The sequence below is a fragment of the Xanthomonas sp. DAR33341 genome (assembly GCF_003992815.1).
In the GTDB taxonomy this organism is placed as follows: Bacteria; Pseudomonadota; Gammaproteobacteria; order Xanthomonadales; family Xanthomonadaceae; genus Xanthomonas; species Xanthomonas cissicola.
The window spans coordinates 99,067-113,664 of sequence record NZ_QEYV01000028.1; the positions used below are offsets into that span (position 1 = coordinate 99,067).

Sequence of the window (14,598 nt, forward strand, 5' to 3'; positions counted from 1 at the left end):
TGGCGGCACGTACGTTGGGCCGATGTTGCGCCCGTTACGGTTCACGTCGCCGGTTGGCTAAACGCTGACTCCCGATGATAGGCGGCATGCGCGGTGCGGTGTCGTTGCGCCGCAGCGCTGCCCATTGGCATGCGCTGCATATCGCGGCGTCCGCAGCGGCCTCGGCGATTGCATTGGCAACTCCTGCAATTGACTCCGCGCGGACCTGCACCGCCCGGTCGATGGGCCGATCACCACGCAGGCTGCTAGAATCCGCGCTCTGCCTTTGCCTTCCGATCGCACCGCCATGAGCCAGACCGCCACCGCGCCCGCCAATGCCGAAAAGCGTTACACCGTGCACCGCGGCGACCTGCCGCTGAGCTGCCCGACCCCTGCGATGGCGCTGTGGAACTCGCATCCGCGCGTGTACCTGCCGATCGAAGACGAGCCCAACGGCGAAGCCAAGTGCCCGTATTGCGGCGCGCTGTTCGTTCTCGCCGACTGATACTGGCCGGATGCACCGCCTGACCGTGGTGCAACTGCTGCCGGCACTGCAGTCCGGCGGCGTCGAGCGCTCCACCCTGGAAATCGCTGCCGCGCTGGTGCGCGCCGGTCATCGCGCCGTCGTCGTGTCGGCGGGCGGTCGCCTGGTCCAGCCGTTGCTGGACGCTGGCGGCGAGCATCTCACGCTGGAGATCGGGCGCAAATCGCTGCTGACGCTGCGGCATGTGGCCGGCCTGCGTCGCCTGTTCGCCGAACTCGGGGCCGACATCGTCCACGCGCGTTCGCGGCTGCCGGCCTGGCTGGGCTGGTACGCGCTGCGTGGGATGCCCGAGGCGGCGCGGCCGCGCCTGGTGACCACCGTGCACGGGCTTAATTCGCCCAGCCGCTACAGCGCGGTGATGACCTACGGCGAGCGCGTGATCTGCGTGTCCAAGACGGTGCGCGAGTACGTGTGCACGCACTACCCACAGACCGATCCGGCGCGCCTGCGCACCATTCCGCGCGGGGTGGATATCGCACAGTTCCCGCGCCGGCTGCAGCCGGACCGCCGCGCACGTGTATGGGCACAGACGCTGCTGCCCGGTCTGCCGGCCGATGCGCCGCTGCTATTGCTGCCGGGCCGCGGCACGCGCCTGAAGGGGCATGCCGACGGTCTGCAGCTGCTCGCCGACATCCGTGCAGCCGGCGTGCCGGCCTTCCTGTGGTTGCCAGGCGCACGCGAGCCCGGGCGCGAGGCGTATGTGCGGGAGCTGGAGACAGAAGCCGCCAGGCTGGGCCTTGCCGAGGCCGTCGCCCTGACCGAGCCCACCGCCCGCATCGCCGAGGCCTATGCGGCCAGCGATCTGGTGCTGCAGCTTTCGCGCAAGCCGGAAGCCTTCGGCCGCACCGTGGTGGAGGCGCTGTCGGTCGGCCGTCCGGTACTGGGCTGGGCGCATGGCGGCGTGGGCGAACTGCTGGCCGAGTTGCAACCCGGGGGGGCGGTTGCCGCCTTCGATGCCCAGGCCTTATGCACGCAGGCGCTGCAGTTGCTGCAGCGCGCCCCGGCAGCGCCGGCCGTGATCCCCTACACATTGCAGGCCATGCAAACGGCCACTCTGAAGGTCTATGACGAACTCCGCCGCTGAGGCCCTCCCGCGGGCGCCCGTGTTGACGCCCGATGCCGGCCGCTGGGCGCCGCTGTGGGTGATCGTGTTCGTGGCGCTGTGGCCTACGCCCGGCCTGGCCGAAACGGTGTTGTCGCTGGGTGCGTTGTTCGCGGCATACCGCCTGTTGCACGCGCGTTTTCGCGGCGGCACGCGCCTGCTCAGCGGCGCGGCCTGGGCGCTGACCAGCGTGTTGTTCCTGGCGTACTGGTTGCCGCAGATGCTGTCGGCGTTCGACGCGGTGGATGCCGGCCGCGCGCTGCGCAAGTCGGCCACCGATCTGCGCTACCTGCCGTTCATGTGGTTATGCGCCATCGCCGCGGCCAATGCGCAGCGTCGGCGTCGCACCTTTACCGGGCTGGCGGTCATCGGTGGAGTGTGGACGCTGGACGCGCTGCTGCAGGCCGCCTTCGGCACCAGCCCGTTGTTCTTTGGCATCGATCAGATCAAGCAGCTGATCAGCGGCCATGGCCTGTGCACGGCCCAGGAGCTGGCGTTGGTGGACCGGTTGAGCGGCGTGTTGGGCCCCTGCAATCTGAAGTTCGGGCAGACCCTGGCCAGCCTGTCGCCGTTCCTGTTGCTGGCGTTGGGGCGGCGTCATGTCTTGGCCTGGCTTGTCGGTGCGGCGGCGGTTGGCATCGTGTTGGTGTTGGCTGGTTCGCGCGCGTCGTGGATCACCTATGGCGTGATCATGCTGCTGTCGGGTTGGCAGCTGCTGGGCGGGCGTCGTTTGCTGGCTGTGGCGGTGGCCGGCGCACTGTTGGCCGTGGCGGTGGTGGCGGTGGCGCCACAAGCGCGCGAGCGCATCCAGCGCACCACGCTGGCGTTCGGCAATGGCGAACAGGGCGTGGACCAGGCCTTGTCCGGGCGCGCCCAGATCTGGGGCGCGGCGCTGTGCATGATCCGCAAGCATCCGCTCGACGGCGTGGGTGCGCGCGGGTTCCGGCAGGCCTATCCGGCCTGCAATCCGGCACCTGGCCAAGCGCCGGCATGGGGCGACGGGCCGGCCTTTCATGCGCATCAGATCGTGCTCGAAATCCTGGCCGAAACCGGCGTGATCGGCTTGCTGCTGTGGCTGGCCGGAGCGGCGCAGGCGTGGCGCGCGTGGCGCTACTCAAGCGTGGTGGCGCGCGAGCAGGCGCGGCCGGCAATGATCGCGCTGGTGGCCACGGTCTTTCCGTTCAACACCCATCTGGCGTTCTATTCCAGCTTCTGGGGCGGGCTGAGCCTGATGCTGGCCGGGCTGTATGCCGGCGCCTTGCTCAACGACGATGCGGACCGCGCGCCGCAGTAACGCGGTGCGTACGGGTGATCGGCACCGCGTCGATGTGCGAGCGTGCAGCGGCAACGCCACACCTGCTTTGCAGGCGTTCGCCGGGCCGGCGTCAGCGATAGAACGCGCTACGTCCACCCGGCTGGCGCTTGAAGCGCCGATGGATCCACAGGTACTGGTCCGGCGCTTCGCGCACCATGTCTTCGATCGCGGCATTGACCTGCGTGGTATCGGCGATGACGTCATCGGACGGAATGTCGGCCAACGGTGGTGCGATCTTGAGGATGTAACGGCCACCTTCGCGACGATGGAAGTAGGGCACTACCGCGCAGCCGGTCAACCGCGCCAGCTGATGGGTGGCGGTGATGGTGGAGGCCGGATGTCCGAAGAACGGCACGAACACGGTGTCCTTGCCGCGCATGTCCTGGTCGGGCGCATACCACAGAAAACCGCCGCGCTTGAGATGCTTGATGGTGGCGCGCAGGTCTTCGTTGGCGAACATGTGCGTGGCATAGCGCAAGCGCCCACGCTTGACCGCCCACTCGAACACCGGGTTGCGATGCCGGCGGTACATGCCGGCCAGCGGCACGTGGTCGCAAAGCAGGCGCCCGCACATCTCCAGCGTCATGAAGTGGCCGGACACCAGCAACACGCCGCGCTTTTGCTGTTGCAGTTGCCGCAGATGCTCCAGGCCCTCGATCTGCACGCCAGGTCGAATGGCATCGATGCTGCCCCACCAGGCGCGCGCGAACTCGAACAGGCCCACGCCGAGCGCGTCGAAACTGTCGCGCAACAGCCGCGCTCGCCAGGCATCGTCCTGCTCGGGGAAACACAGTTTGAGGTTGACCTCGGCCGCGCGCCGACGTGTGCCCGCCAGGCGCATCGCAATCCAGCCCACGCCGCGGCCTACTGCACGTTGCAGCGTCCAGGGCAGGCGCCCCGCCACCACCATCACCGCCAGGCCCAGATACATCGGCCAATGCTTGGGGTTGCGCAGGGAAGGGCGGACGGCGACGTTGGCGGACTCGGACATGCGCCAATTCTAGAGCGTGTTATGCACTTTGAGATGAGATGCGTTGGCCGCCAGCGGCGCGGCGCCCGCTCCGCTGGCGGCCAACCCTCCGGAAGCGCCCTTTGGCGCACCGATACTGCGTTGCGCGCCTTGCCCAGGCGGCCAGCCTGGGCCGCAGCGCACGCCTTGTCTCGACGCGCCACAGGGCGCTTCGTACTCACCTCAACGTACATAACACGCTCTAAGTGATTGCAGCCAGCGGGCAGCGTGCACATGCGCACGCACGGACGCTCCCGTATCCTGCACCGATGCGGAAAGATCCGATCGAATGGCTGTTGCGCGGGCTGTACTCGGCGCTGCTCTACTTGTTGTTGCCGGTCACGGTGTACCACCTGGTATGGCGTGGCTTTCGCGTGCGCGAATACTTCAATCGCTGGAACGAGCGCTATGCGTCCTACACGCATGCCTGCGGGCGGCCACGGGTATGGGTGCACGCGGTGTCGGTGGGCGAGGTCAACGCGGCCGCGCCGCTGGTCAACGCGCTACGTGCGCAGCGCCCGGATATCCGTTGGGTCATCACCACCATCACCCCTACCGGCTCCGAGCGCGTGCGCGCGCTGTGGGGCGATGCGGTGGACCATGTGTACCTGCCCTACGACGTACCCGGCAGCGTGGGGCGGTTTCTCGAACACTTCCGCCCGCGCCTTGCGTTGATCCTGGAAACCGAGCTGTGGCCGAACATGTTGTTCGGCTGCCGCGATCGCCAGATTCCGGTGTACATCCTCAATGCGCGGTTGTCGGCGCGTTCGTTGCGCGGCTATCGGTTGCTGGCACCGTTGATCAGTCGTGCGCTGCGCACCGTCACCTGCGTGGCGGCGCAGTCGCAGGACGATGCCGAGCGGTTCGTCACCCTGGGCGCGCGCCCGGATCAGGTGATCGCGTTGGGCAATCTCAAGTTCGATATCGCCGCGCCGGCGCAATTGCAGGCGTTGGTCGCGCAGTTCCGCATGCACGTGCCGGCCACGCGCCCGGTGTGGATCGCCGCCAGCACGCACGAAGGCGAAGAGGCGGCCGTCGCCGATATCCACGCACGTGTGCTGCTGCAATTTCCGGACTTGCTGCTGTTGTGGGCGCCGCGCCATCCCGAGCGCTTTCCCAGGGTCGAGACATTGGCACGCGAGCGCGGTTGGCGCGTTGCCACGCGCAAGACCCAGCAATGGCCGCAGGCAGGCGACAAGGTATTCGTCATCGACACCCTGGGCGAGCTGATGAGCTTCTATGCGTGCGCGCAGGTGGCTTTCGTCGGTGGCAGCTTGCAGCCAATTGGCGGACACAACCTGCTCGAGCCGGCCGCCGTCGGCACGCCGGCAATCACTGGCCCGCATCTGCATAACTTCTCGGAGATTTCGCGGCGCATGCGCCAAGCCGATGCCGTTGCCATCTGCGAGGATGCCGAGTGCGTCTACCAGGCGTTGGCGCGCCTGCTCGCCGACCCCGCACAACGCGAGGCGATGGCCACTGCGGGCTTGGCGCTGGTCGCCAATGGCAAGGGCGCCGTGACCCGCACATTGGTGCAGATCGCTCCCGATCTGCCGCCGCTGGCGAACGAGGGCGTTGCGGCGTGAGGTTTGTCGCTCGGTGCGTGGCTGCGTGCATGGACGTGCCGCACTCCACCGAGGCCTGCCGCCGGATTGCCGCCTTCGTTGCGTTCAGTGGCGAGAGCGTGCGCCAGGGGGTGAGACGCGCGTGGTTGGATCGCTCGGGTCGGATGCTGCACGCCGGAGTTGCCGGTTCACCGCACCTGCAACAGACCTCACAACAGGTGCGCACGCAGTTGCATCGCGCACAAAAAAAGCGGGCCTGGGCCCGCTTTCTCGTGCATCCCGAGGGTCTTACTGCAACGAACCACTGCCCTGCAGCTTGGATTCGGCGTCCTGCGACAGCAGGCGATTCACATCCTGCAGGTCGGTGATGTCGAGCTTGCCGATGGCCTGGCCCAGCAGCAGGCGGTTCTGCAGGAAGTTGTAACGCGACTGTGCGTAGTTCAGCTGCGCCTGGAACAGCGTGCGCTGGTTCTGCACCACGTCCAGCACGGTGCGCGTGCCGACTTCCAGGCCCACCTGCGAGGCGTCGTAGGCGGCTTGCGCCGACACCACGGCCAGACGGCGGGCTTCCACTTCGCTGATGCCGGCAACGACGGTCTGGTAGGCATTGCGGGTGTTGCGATCCAGCGCGCGCTTCTGCTGCTCGTAGGTGTCCTGCTGGATGTCGCGTTGCGACAATGCCTGGCGCACGGCCGACTGGGTCGCACCGCCGGCAAAGATCGGAATCGTCAGCGTGATGCCGACCGAATCGGTATCGATATTGCGGCCTGCGGTGGTGAAGTTGCCCGCCGCCTCGTCGACCGTTCCCTGGCCACCCCAGCTATTGCTGCGGCCGACATTGGCACCCAGGCTCAGCGTGGGCAGATGGCCGGCACGCGCAGCACTGACCTGCGCCTCGGCAGCGCTGACCTGCAACTGCTGCGCCTTCAGCGCGGGATTGTCGGCGATCGCGGTGGCAACCAGCTGATCCACGTTGCTGTAGGCGGCCGGTACTTCGGGGCGGAACTCATCCGGCAATGCGCGCAAGCCGACCACGGGCTGGCCGGTCAGCTCGGTCAGCGCCTGGTAGTAGTCCTTGAGCGTATTGCGCGCGGTGATGGTGTCTGCACGCGCCTGGTCGTACTGGGCGCGGGCTTCGTGCACGTCGGTGATCGGCGCAAGACCCACTTCCAGACGCTTGTCGGCATAGTCGAACTGCTTCTTTGCGGCCGCTTCGTTGGTCTCGGCTGCCGCCAGCGACTCGATCCCCACCAGCACCTGGAAATACGCCGCCGAGGTGCGGGTGATCAGGTCGTTGTTGGCCGATGCCAGGGTGAAATCCGCAGCCTTGGCCACTTCGCGCTGCGCACGCAGGTTGGAAAACTGCGCCCAGTTGAAGATGGTCTGGCTGCCCTGAATCGCGTACTGGCGCTGCTTGGTCGTGGAGCGGCCATCGACGCCCTCCAGCTCGCGATGCGACTGGGTGTAGCCGGCGCTACCGTCCAGCTGCGGCAACAACGCCGCACGCGCCTGCACCTGACCTTCCCGATTGACCAGACGCGTGGACTCGGCCACGGCCAGCTGCGGATCGCCGTTGCGGGCCATTTCGTAGACCTGCAGCAGGTCGGTGGCGTGCACAGCCATGGGAGACAGGGCGGCGGCCAGGGCCAGAACGAGGGATCGGCGGATCATCGGGGAAGCTTCCTTGGGAATCAGAATTGGAATCGGGGCGTCGGTGCGGCGCCCTGGAGATAGGCGAGGTCGGTTTCGAACAACGATTCGATGCGCGGGGCGTTGACGTCGCCACGGACCAGGACCGCTTCCATCACCGGATCGTGACCGCGCACGACGAACAGCCGGCCGTTCGGGCGCAACCACTGCAGCCACTGGACGGGCAGCGTGTCGACCGCACCGGTCACGCAGATGGCGTCGAAGCGACGCTCGCTCTGCCAGCCGAAGACGTCGGCGGTTTCGATGCGGACGTTGCTGCCCAGGCCGGTGCGGTCCAGATTGGCGCGTGCGGCCGCGGCCAGCGCCGGGTCGATCTCCAGGCTGAGGACTTCGCGTGCCAGTGCGGCCAGGCAGGCGGTGGCAAAGCCGCTGCCGGTGCCGACTTCCAGGACGTCCTCGCCTGGTTGCAGATCCAGTGCCTGCAACATGCGGCCTTCGACCACCGGCTTCATCATCTTGTGGCCGGCCGACAGCGGAATTTCCACATCGACATAGGCCAGCGTCCTGTACGCCTCCGGCACGAAGGCTTCGCGCGGCATGCGCGCCAGCACGTCGAGTACGCGCAGGTCCAGCACGTCCCACGGCCGGATCTGCTGCTCGACCATCTTTTCGCGGGCCTGGGTGAAATCGATCGTCATGGTGCGGGTATCCAACGCGGTGGGGCGAACATTTTACCGGTGCGCGAGGCACCTGGCGCATCTAGCATCGCCGCGCGCTGGCATCCGGCGCAGTGCCGGAAGTCATCGCCACCAAAGGCCGGGGGCGCTCAGCGCGGCGCATAGGCCCTCAAAAAGAAGTCCACGCTGGTGTCGATGTGCTCATTGACCTGGGCGCGGGTGGGCTGGCCGTGCAGGCCGCACATCATCAAGGCGTAGAGCTCGCCCTTGAGCAGGCAGAAGAATTGCGAGGCGGCGCGTGCGACGTCCGGGATCTCCAGCTGGCCGTCGGCCACCCGTGCAGACAGGAAATCCGCCAGCGCCCGCTGCGTGCGCTTGGGGCCTGCATCCCAGAACATCTCGCGGATATGCACGTCGCCGGTCCCCGGCGCCATCATCATGCGGTGGGTGGAGATGGCCGATTCGGTGCTGACCATGGCGAAGAACGCATGGGCGATCTCGGTGAGCTGGTCGCGCAATGCGCCCTTGGGCGCGTGATCGAACAGGTCGTCCGGCATCATGTGCTGGCACTGTGCGCGGATCGCCTCGGAAAACAGGCTCTCCTTGTCGCCGAAGTGGCTGTACACGGTCAGTTTGGAGACGCCGGCCTGTGCGGCGATCCCATCCATGCTGACCCCTGCATAGCCCTGCTCCATAAACATGGTGCGGGCGGCACCGAGGATGGCGGCACGCTTTCCAAGATCCTTGGGACGACCAGGGCCGTTGCTCTTGGTCTTGGAATTGAGAGGGGACGAGCTGGACATGCCGTCAATACTAGACCATCGGGTTCTATATTTATACTCGGCGCCGAACCGGTACGTTAACGGTTCCGTCTGCCCGGTTCCCGGTGTCGTGCCGCTCCCGGCAGCTGTCAGGGATCCACCGAAGGCAGCGCAAAAACCCGGGTGATAAATTTGCCGTAGGCCTGCCGGTGCATACGGCAGGTATCTCCAGCAGGCACGGACGAGGGGACCGGGAGCGTGGGAAGGGGCGGTACGCAGGCGCACACAAGCTGCGTTCGCAGCACGTGCGTGCGGCGGATCGGGCAGGCGTGGCTGTGGCTGCTGTGGTGCTGCGCAGTGCTCAACGCCTGGCCGGCCGGCGCGCAGGTGCTCAAACACACCGCCTACCACACCGTCACGCGTTGGAACATGGACGACGGCCTGCCGCACAACCTGGTGCACGCGGTGGCCCAGGGCGAAGACGGGCTGATCTGGCTGGGTACCTGGGAAGGCGTGGCGCGCTTCAATGGGCGCGACTTCACCGTGTACGACCGCCAGAACACTCCCGGCGTCGAGCTGGGCGGGGTATTCGTGGTGGCTCGCGACAGCACGGGCGGCATGCTGTTCGGTACTGCGTTCGACGGTGTCTACCACTATCAGGATGGTCACTGGCAGCAGCTGGGCGATGCGTCGGCGCGGCATCTTGCGGTCAGTGCCCTGCTGCGGCGTGCCGATGGCGCGCTGTGGGTGGGCACGCCGCAGACGCTGTACCGCATCGAGGGCGACGGGCGGGTGATCGACGTCGGCCGCCAGACCGGCTTGCCGCGTGCGCGCGTCACGGCCCTGTCTGCAGACGAAAGCGGCGACCTGTGGGTTGGCACCGAGGTCGGCCTGTATCGCCTGCCGCGCGATGGCGGCCAGGCTGCGGCCTGGGGCAGGGTGCACGGGATGCGCGATGCGCCGGTGCGGCGGTTGGCCAGCGACCGGCAGGGGGGCCTGTTGGTCGCTGGCAACGACGGCGTGTGGTGGTGGAGCCGCGGCGGTGGCCTGCAGCGTTTCCGCCAGGGCCAACGCGTGGATTCGGTGTTGCTGGACCGCCGTGGGCACCTGTGGATGAGCCTGTCTTCGGGAATGCTGGTGGTGCACAGCGGCCCGAACGACCCGGACGAGCAGATCGCCATCTCCGGCGTCGCCAGCCCGGCGCTGCTGGAAGACGCCGAAGGCCTGATCTGGGTCGGCAGCACCCACGGGCTGTTCCGTATTGCCGAGGGCGCCGCGCATGGTGTCACCCACGACGAAGGCCTGAGTTCGGACTACGTGCGTTGCGTGCTGCAGACCGGCCAGGGCACGGTATGGGTGGGTAACGCCGTCGGCCTGGATCGTTGGCGCGACGGCACCATCAGCCGCGTGTCGCTGTCGCCCAGCGAAGGTGGGCGCGTGCTCGAGCAATCGGTGCTGGCGCTGGCCGATGCTGGCGATGGCGGCGTCTGGGCCGGTACCTATAGCGAGGGCGTGGTGCGTCTGGACGCGCAAGGCCACGTGCTGGTGCGCATCGGCGCGGCCGATGGCCTGCCCTCCATGTCGGTGCGTGCGGTGTTGCCGGACGGCGACGATCTGTGGATCGGCACCACCGCCGGGTTGGTGCGCTGGCGCAATGGCAAGGCGCGTCGCTACACCGCAGCCGATGGCGTACCCGATGGCTCGGTGCAGGTGTTGTACCGCGATGCGCAGGGCATCGTCTGGATCGGCACCGATCGCGGTGTGACCGCGCTGTCGCCGGACGGCAGCACCCGCGCCTGGCTGGGCGAGCAGGATTTCCCGGGGCAGAACGCCTTCGACTTCCTGCGCGATGCCGCTGGCGATGTGTGGATCGCCAGCGATCGCGGCCTGCTGCGGTTGCGCGGCGACAGCTTCCGCGTCTACGACCACCGGGTGGGGCTACCGCGCGACAAGGTGTTTCGGGTGATCGACGACGGCCGTGGCTATTTCTGGTTGTCGAGCAACCACGGGGTGTTCCGCATCGCACGCGATAACTTCGACCAGCTCGATGCGGGCACGCGCGAGCAATTGAGCGTGGAAGTGGTCGACCGCAGCGACGGCATGCCCAGCAACCAGGGCAACGGCAGCAGCGCGCCGGCCGGCTGGCTGACCCGGTCCGGACAGTTGCTGTTCCCCACCGCCGCGGGCCTGGGCGTGATCGACCCGGCCCGCGTGGGCACCTTGCAAGGCCATCGGGTGCCGATCGTCTTCGAGCGTCTGCTGGTCGATGGCATGATGCAGCCGCTCAGTGGCCCGCACCGGCTCGGTGCCGAGACGCGGCGTATCGCGATCGCGTACGCCGGGCTGAATTTCCGCGGCCCGGACAAGGTGCGGTATCGCTATCGGCTGGAAGGCTTCGACCCGGACTGGGTGGATGCCGACAATGCCAGCGAAGCGGTCTACACCAATTTGCCGCCGGGCCGTTTCCGCTTCCGCGTGCAAGCGATGTCGCTACCGGTGGACTGGCGGCAAAACGACCTGCTGGGCGAAGCCAGCCTGGTCATCGAACTGGCGCCGCCGTGGTGGCGCCGGGGCGAAGTGATCGGCCTGGGCATCCTCGCCCTGGCCAGCGTGATCTACGGGTTCTACCTATGGCGTACCGCCAGCTATCGCCTGCGTCAGCGCCAGCTCAATACCGTCATCGACCGGCGCACGCGCGAACTGAGCGACAAGAACCTGGCGCTGCAGCAGGCCAGCCAGGAGCGCGAAGCGTTGATGCGCCAGCTCGAATACCGCGCCAGCCACGATGTGCTGACCGCGCTGCCGAACCGGCGCGAAGCCGAGCGCGTGTTGCAGCAATGGTTCGACGAGGCGCACGCCGGTGGCGCGGCGTTGGCGCTGGCGTTGATGGATATCGATCACTTCAAGCGCATCAACGACGACTACGGCCATGAGGTCGGCGATGCGGTGCTGTCTGCCATCGGCGAGGTGTTGAGCGAGCAGGATCAGGCGCATTGCTTCGCCGCGCGTCACGGCGGCGAAGAGTTCCTGCTGGCGGCCACCGGGCTGGATGCGGTACAGGCGCGCGCGCTGTTCGAGCGCATGCGACAGCGACTGGCCGACATCGAAGTCGATGCGCAAGGCATGACGGTGCGTTGTACCGCCAGCATGGGCATGGCGATGAGCGAGGAGGCGCCCAGCCGGCGCGAATTGCTGGCGTTGGCCGACCGTCGTCTGTACGAAGCCAAGCGGCAGGGGCGGGATCGCTTGATCGGGCCGTAAGACGTTGCTTAGGCCCGTGAACTGCTGGATGCTGGATCGATGCAGCACACGTGTTGTTACGGCGCACGGGGGGGCGAAGAACACATCGCGGCATTGCCGGCCGGGCCGCGGCATCGCCGAGTCAGCAAGCCGCGTGTGCATGACGCATCGCACTTCCCATGCGGTCGTGCCGAGATCGACCGGCTGGCGTCATCTTTCGCCGACGCGTGCGGCACGCTGCAGACATATCGCCCGCAGCCTACGCCTGCGCCAGATCCGCCTGCGCGTGCAACAACGCCACAAATGCCTGCGCAGCACGCGACAAGGTGCGCCCGCCATGGGTGACGCAACCCAGCTCGCGGGATAACGCGACATCGGCCAGCGGCAGCGCCACGATCTGATGGTCGATCATGCGCTCGGGCAGCACGCTCCACGCCAGGCCCACCGACACCAGCATCTTGATCGTTTCCAGGTAATTGGTGGTCATGCGCAGACTCGGCACCAGACCGCGCTCGGCGAACAGGTTGGCAACGATGCGATGGGTGAAGGTGCCCGGATCGGGCAATACCGCCGGGTGCGTCACCACATCGTCCAGCGACACCGCAGGCAGTGCTGCCAACGGGTGGTCGGGTGCAACCACGAACTGCAAGCGGTCATGCCAGATCGGCTGCGCGCGCAGCGGAGCGCGCGTGTCCGGTGCCAGGGTTGTCACTGCCAGTTCCACCTCCCCGCGCAGCACCGCGGCGTACGCCAACTCCGAATCCAGGAACTGGATGTCCAACGCCGCCTGCGGATGTCGCGTGGCAAAACCGCGCAACAAGGCCGGCAGGCGGTGCAGACCCACATGGTGGCTGGTGGCCAGACTCAAGCGGCCGCCAACGGCTGCGCCCAAATGCTCCAGCACGCGGCGGGTGTCCTGCAGCTCGGCCAGGATGCGTTGCGCGCGCGGCAGCAACGCCTGTCCGGCTTCGGTCAGCACCACCTGCCGGCCCAGGCGATCGAACAGCCGCGCCGACAATTGCGCTTCCAGGAGGGCGATGCGTTTGCTCACCGCTGGCTGGGTCAGATGCAAGGCCTCGCCGGCTGCCGAAAAGCTGCCGCTCTCGGCGATCGCCACGAAGGCGCTGAGGCTTGCCAGGTCCATTGCTATTCCCAAATTTCATTTGTTGAATAAACAATATGAATTTGCGTTATCCAAGGCAAGCTCCTAGCATCGAACGCAGCCAGGTGGGTGCTCCCACCATCCGCCAACCGGATCGCCGCAATGACTGCCAAGACGCTGTACGACAAGCTGTGGGACCTGCACGAGGTCACGCGCCGCGACGATGGTTCGTCGCTGATCTACATCGACCGCCACATCCTGCATGAAGTGACCTCGCCGCAGGCGTTCGAAGGCCTGCGCCTGGCCAGGCGCAAGCCGTGGCGCATCGACGCCAACATCGCCACGCCCGACCACAACGTGCCGACCACGCGTGCCGAACGCCAGGGCGGGCTGGAGTCGATCTCCGACGAAGTCTCGCGGCTGCAGGTGCAGACCCTGGACGAGAACTGCGACGACTTCGGCATCCTCGAGTTCAAGATGAACGATGCGCGCCAGGGCATCGTGCATGTGGTCGGCCCCGAGCAGGGCGCCACCCTGCCGGGCATGACCGTGGTCTGCGGCGATTCGCACACCTCCACGCATGGCGCGTTCGGCGCGCTGGCGCACGGCATCGGCACCTCCGAGGTCGAGCACGTGCTGGCCACCCAATGCCTGATCGCAAAGAAAATGAAGAACATGCAGGTGCGTGTGGAAGGCACGCTGCCGTTCGGAGTGACCGCCAAGGACATCGTGCTGGCGGTGATCGGCAAGATCGGCACCGCCGGCGGCAACGGGCATGCGCTGGAATTTGCCGGCAGCGCCATTCGGACTCTGTCGATGGAAGGCCGCATGACCATCTGCAACATGGCCATCGAAGCCGGTGCCCGCGTGGGCATGGTGGCGGTGGACGAGAAGACCATTGCCTACGTCGAAGGGCGCCCGTTCGCCCCCAAGGGCGCCCACTGGGATGCGGCGGTGGCGCTCTGGAGCACGCTGGTCTCCGACCCGGACGCGCACTTCGACACCGTGGTGGAGTTGTGTGCCGAAGACATCAAGCCGCAGGTCAGCTGGGGCACTTCGCCGGAAATGGTGCTGGCCATCGATCAGCACGTGCCCGATCCGGCCATCGAGCAGGACCCGACCAAGCGCGATTCGATCGAGCGCGCGCTGAAATACATGGGGCTGAAGGCCAACCAGCCGATCACCGCCATCCGCCTGGATCGCGTGTTCATCGGCTCGTGCACCAATTCGCGCATCGAAGACCTGCGTGCCGCTGCCGCAGTGGCCAAGGGCCGCAAGGTCGCCTCCACCATCAAGCAGGCCTTGGTGGTGCCGGGCTCTGGGCTGGTGAAGGCGCAGGCCGAAGCCGAAGGCCTGGACAAGGTGTTGCTGGATGCCGGCTTCGAATGGCGCGAGCCAGGCTGCTCGATGTGTCTGGCCATGAACCCGGATAAGCTGGGTAGCGGCGAACATTGCGCTTCGACCTCCAACCGCAACTTCGAAGGCCGCCAAGGCGCCGGCGGCCGCACGCATCTGGTCAGCCCGGCGATGGCGGCGGCTGCGGCGGTGAGCGGTCATTTTGTCGATGTACGTGAACTGCAGGGAATCGAGAGTCGGGAATAGAGAATGGCAACGTCCGTCCCGTCTCCGCCCTGCCAATTCCCCATTCTCCACT

General features: G+C 67.1%; 11 protein-coding genes. 6 read left to right on the top strand and 5 right to left on the bottom strand.

Features of this window, described 5'->3' with window-relative positions; translation table 11 throughout:
• Positions 1-286 precede the first annotated feature (286 nt).
• From EO156_RS13495 to EO156_RS13505, 3 genes are read left to right on the top strand one after another with little or no spacing between them, the layout of a single operon-like run.
• The gene (locus EO156_RS13495) at positions 287-484 is read left to right on the top strand and encodes a zinc-finger domain-containing protein (protein ID WP_003483377.1); all 198 of its coding nucleotides are present in this window, start codon (positions 287-289) and stop codon (positions 482-484) included.
• A 10-nt stretch (positions 485-494) separates the two neighbouring features.
• A complete protein-coding gene (locus EO156_RS13500) occupies positions 495-1,607 on the top strand; it encodes a glycosyltransferase (protein WP_016849110.1) in 1,113 nt (370 codons plus the stop codon).
• Positions 1,588-2,919 (top strand): O-antigen ligase, encoded by a 1,332-nt coding sequence (locus tag EO156_RS13505; RefSeq protein ID WP_016849109.1) that lies wholly within the window; start codon positions 1,588-1,590, stop codon positions 2,917-2,919. The genes EO156_RS13500 and EO156_RS13505 overlap by 20 nt, the downstream gene beginning before the upstream one ends.
• 91 nt (positions 2,920-3,010) lie before the next feature.
• On the opposite strand, the gene EO156_RS13510 is transcribed toward EO156_RS13505, so the two are convergent.
• Positions 3,011-3,931: an LpxL/LpxP family Kdo(2)-lipid IV(A) lauroyl/palmitoleoyl acyltransferase gene (locus EO156_RS13510; protein WP_005912034.1), complete on the bottom strand. Its 921-nt coding sequence runs from the start codon at positions 3,929-3,931 to the stop codon at positions 3,011-3,013.
• 287 nt (positions 3,932-4,218) lie between these two features.
• On the opposite strand from EO156_RS13510, the gene waaA reads away from it, so the two are divergent.
• Positions 4,219-5,535, top strand: coding sequence for a lipid IV(A) 3-deoxy-D-manno-octulosonic acid transferase (gene waaA / locus EO156_RS13520; protein ID WP_026006847.1), 1,317 nt, complete (start codon positions 4,219-4,221; stop codon positions 5,533-5,535).
• Between the two features lie 267 nt (positions 5,536-5,802).
• On the opposite strand, the gene EO156_RS13525 is transcribed toward waaA, so the two are convergent.
• From EO156_RS13525 to EO156_RS13535, 3 genes are all read right to left on the bottom strand, one after another.
• Positions 5,803-7,185, bottom strand: a complete 1,383-nt coding sequence (locus EO156_RS13525) for a TolC family outer membrane protein (protein WP_016849107.1) — start codon at positions 7,183-7,185, stop codon at positions 5,803-5,805.
• A 20-nt stretch (positions 7,186-7,205) separates the two neighbouring features.
• Positions 7,206-7,862: a protein-L-isoaspartate O-methyltransferase gene (locus EO156_RS13530; RefSeq protein WP_003483366.1), complete on the bottom strand. Its 657-nt coding sequence runs from the start codon at positions 7,860-7,862 to the stop codon at positions 7,206-7,208.
• Between the two features lie 128 nt (positions 7,863-7,990).
• Complete coding sequence (locus tag EO156_RS13535) at positions 7,991-8,644, bottom strand: TetR/AcrR family transcriptional regulator (protein WP_003483364.1); 654 nt, start codon at positions 8,642-8,644, stop codon at positions 7,991-7,993.
• 216 nt (positions 8,645-8,860) lie between these two features.
• Here EO156_RS13535 and EO156_RS13540 point away from each other — a divergent pair, with 216 nt between their 5' ends.
• Positions 8,861-11,863 carry a ligand-binding sensor domain-containing diguanylate cyclase gene (locus EO156_RS13540; protein WP_029996370.1) on the top strand — a complete coding sequence of 1,001 codons (3,003 nt, stop codon included), beginning with the start codon at positions 8,861-8,863 and terminating at the stop codon, positions 11,861-11,863.
• Positions 11,864-12,101: 238 nt separating this feature from the next.
• Here EO156_RS13540 and EO156_RS13545 read toward each other — a convergent pair whose 3' ends face one another.
• Positions 12,102-12,986: a LysR family transcriptional regulator gene (locus EO156_RS13545; RefSeq protein WP_016849465.1), complete on the bottom strand. Its 885-nt coding sequence runs from the start codon at positions 12,984-12,986 to the stop codon at positions 12,102-12,104.
• A 120-nt stretch (positions 12,987-13,106) separates the two neighbouring features.
• Here EO156_RS13545 and leuC point away from each other — a divergent pair, with 120 nt between their 5' ends.
• Positions 13,107-14,546, top strand: coding sequence for a 3-isopropylmalate dehydratase large subunit (gene leuC, locus EO156_RS13550; protein ID WP_033482962.1), 1,440 nt, complete (start codon positions 13,107-13,109; stop codon positions 14,544-14,546).
• Positions 14,547-14,598: the final 52 nt, after the last annotated feature.

Bases quoted from the DNA above. Each gene is read 5' to 3' on its own strand.
- EO156_RS13545 (WP_016849465.1), bottom strand. From the start codon at position 12,986: ATGGACCTGGCAAGCCTCAGCGCCTTCGTGGCGATCGCCGAGAGCGGC.
- EO156_RS13495 (WP_003483377.1), top strand. From the start codon at position 287: ATGAGCCAGACCGCCACCGCGCCCGCCAATGCCGAAAAGCGTTACACC.
- EO156_RS13510 (WP_005912034.1), bottom strand. From the start codon at position 3,931: ATGTCCGAGTCCGCCAACGTCGCCGTCCGCCCTTCCCTGCGCAACCCC.
- leuC (WP_033482962.1), top strand. From the start codon at position 13,107: ATGACTGCCAAGACGCTGTACGACAAGCTGTGGGACCTGCACGAGGTC.
- EO156_RS13530 (WP_003483366.1), bottom strand. From the start codon at position 7,862: ATGACGATCGATTTCACCCAGGCCCGCGAAAAGATGGTCGAGCAGCAG.
- EO156_RS13505 (WP_016849109.1), top strand. From the start codon at position 1,588: ATGACGAACTCCGCCGCTGAGGCCCTCCCGCGGGCGCCCGTGTTGACG.
- EO156_RS13535 (WP_003483364.1), bottom strand. From the start codon at position 8,644: ATGTCCAGCTCGTCCCCTCTCAATTCCAAGACCAAGAGCAACGGCCCT.
- waaA (WP_026006847.1), top strand. From the start codon at position 4,219: ATGCGGAAAGATCCGATCGAATGGCTGTTGCGCGGGCTGTACTCGGCG.
- EO156_RS13525 (WP_016849107.1), bottom strand. From the start codon at position 7,185: ATGATCCGCCGATCCCTCGTTCTGGCCCTGGCCGCCGCCCTGTCTCCC.
- EO156_RS13500 (WP_016849110.1), top strand. From the start codon at position 495: ATGCACCGCCTGACCGTGGTGCAACTGCTGCCGGCACTGCAGTCCGGC.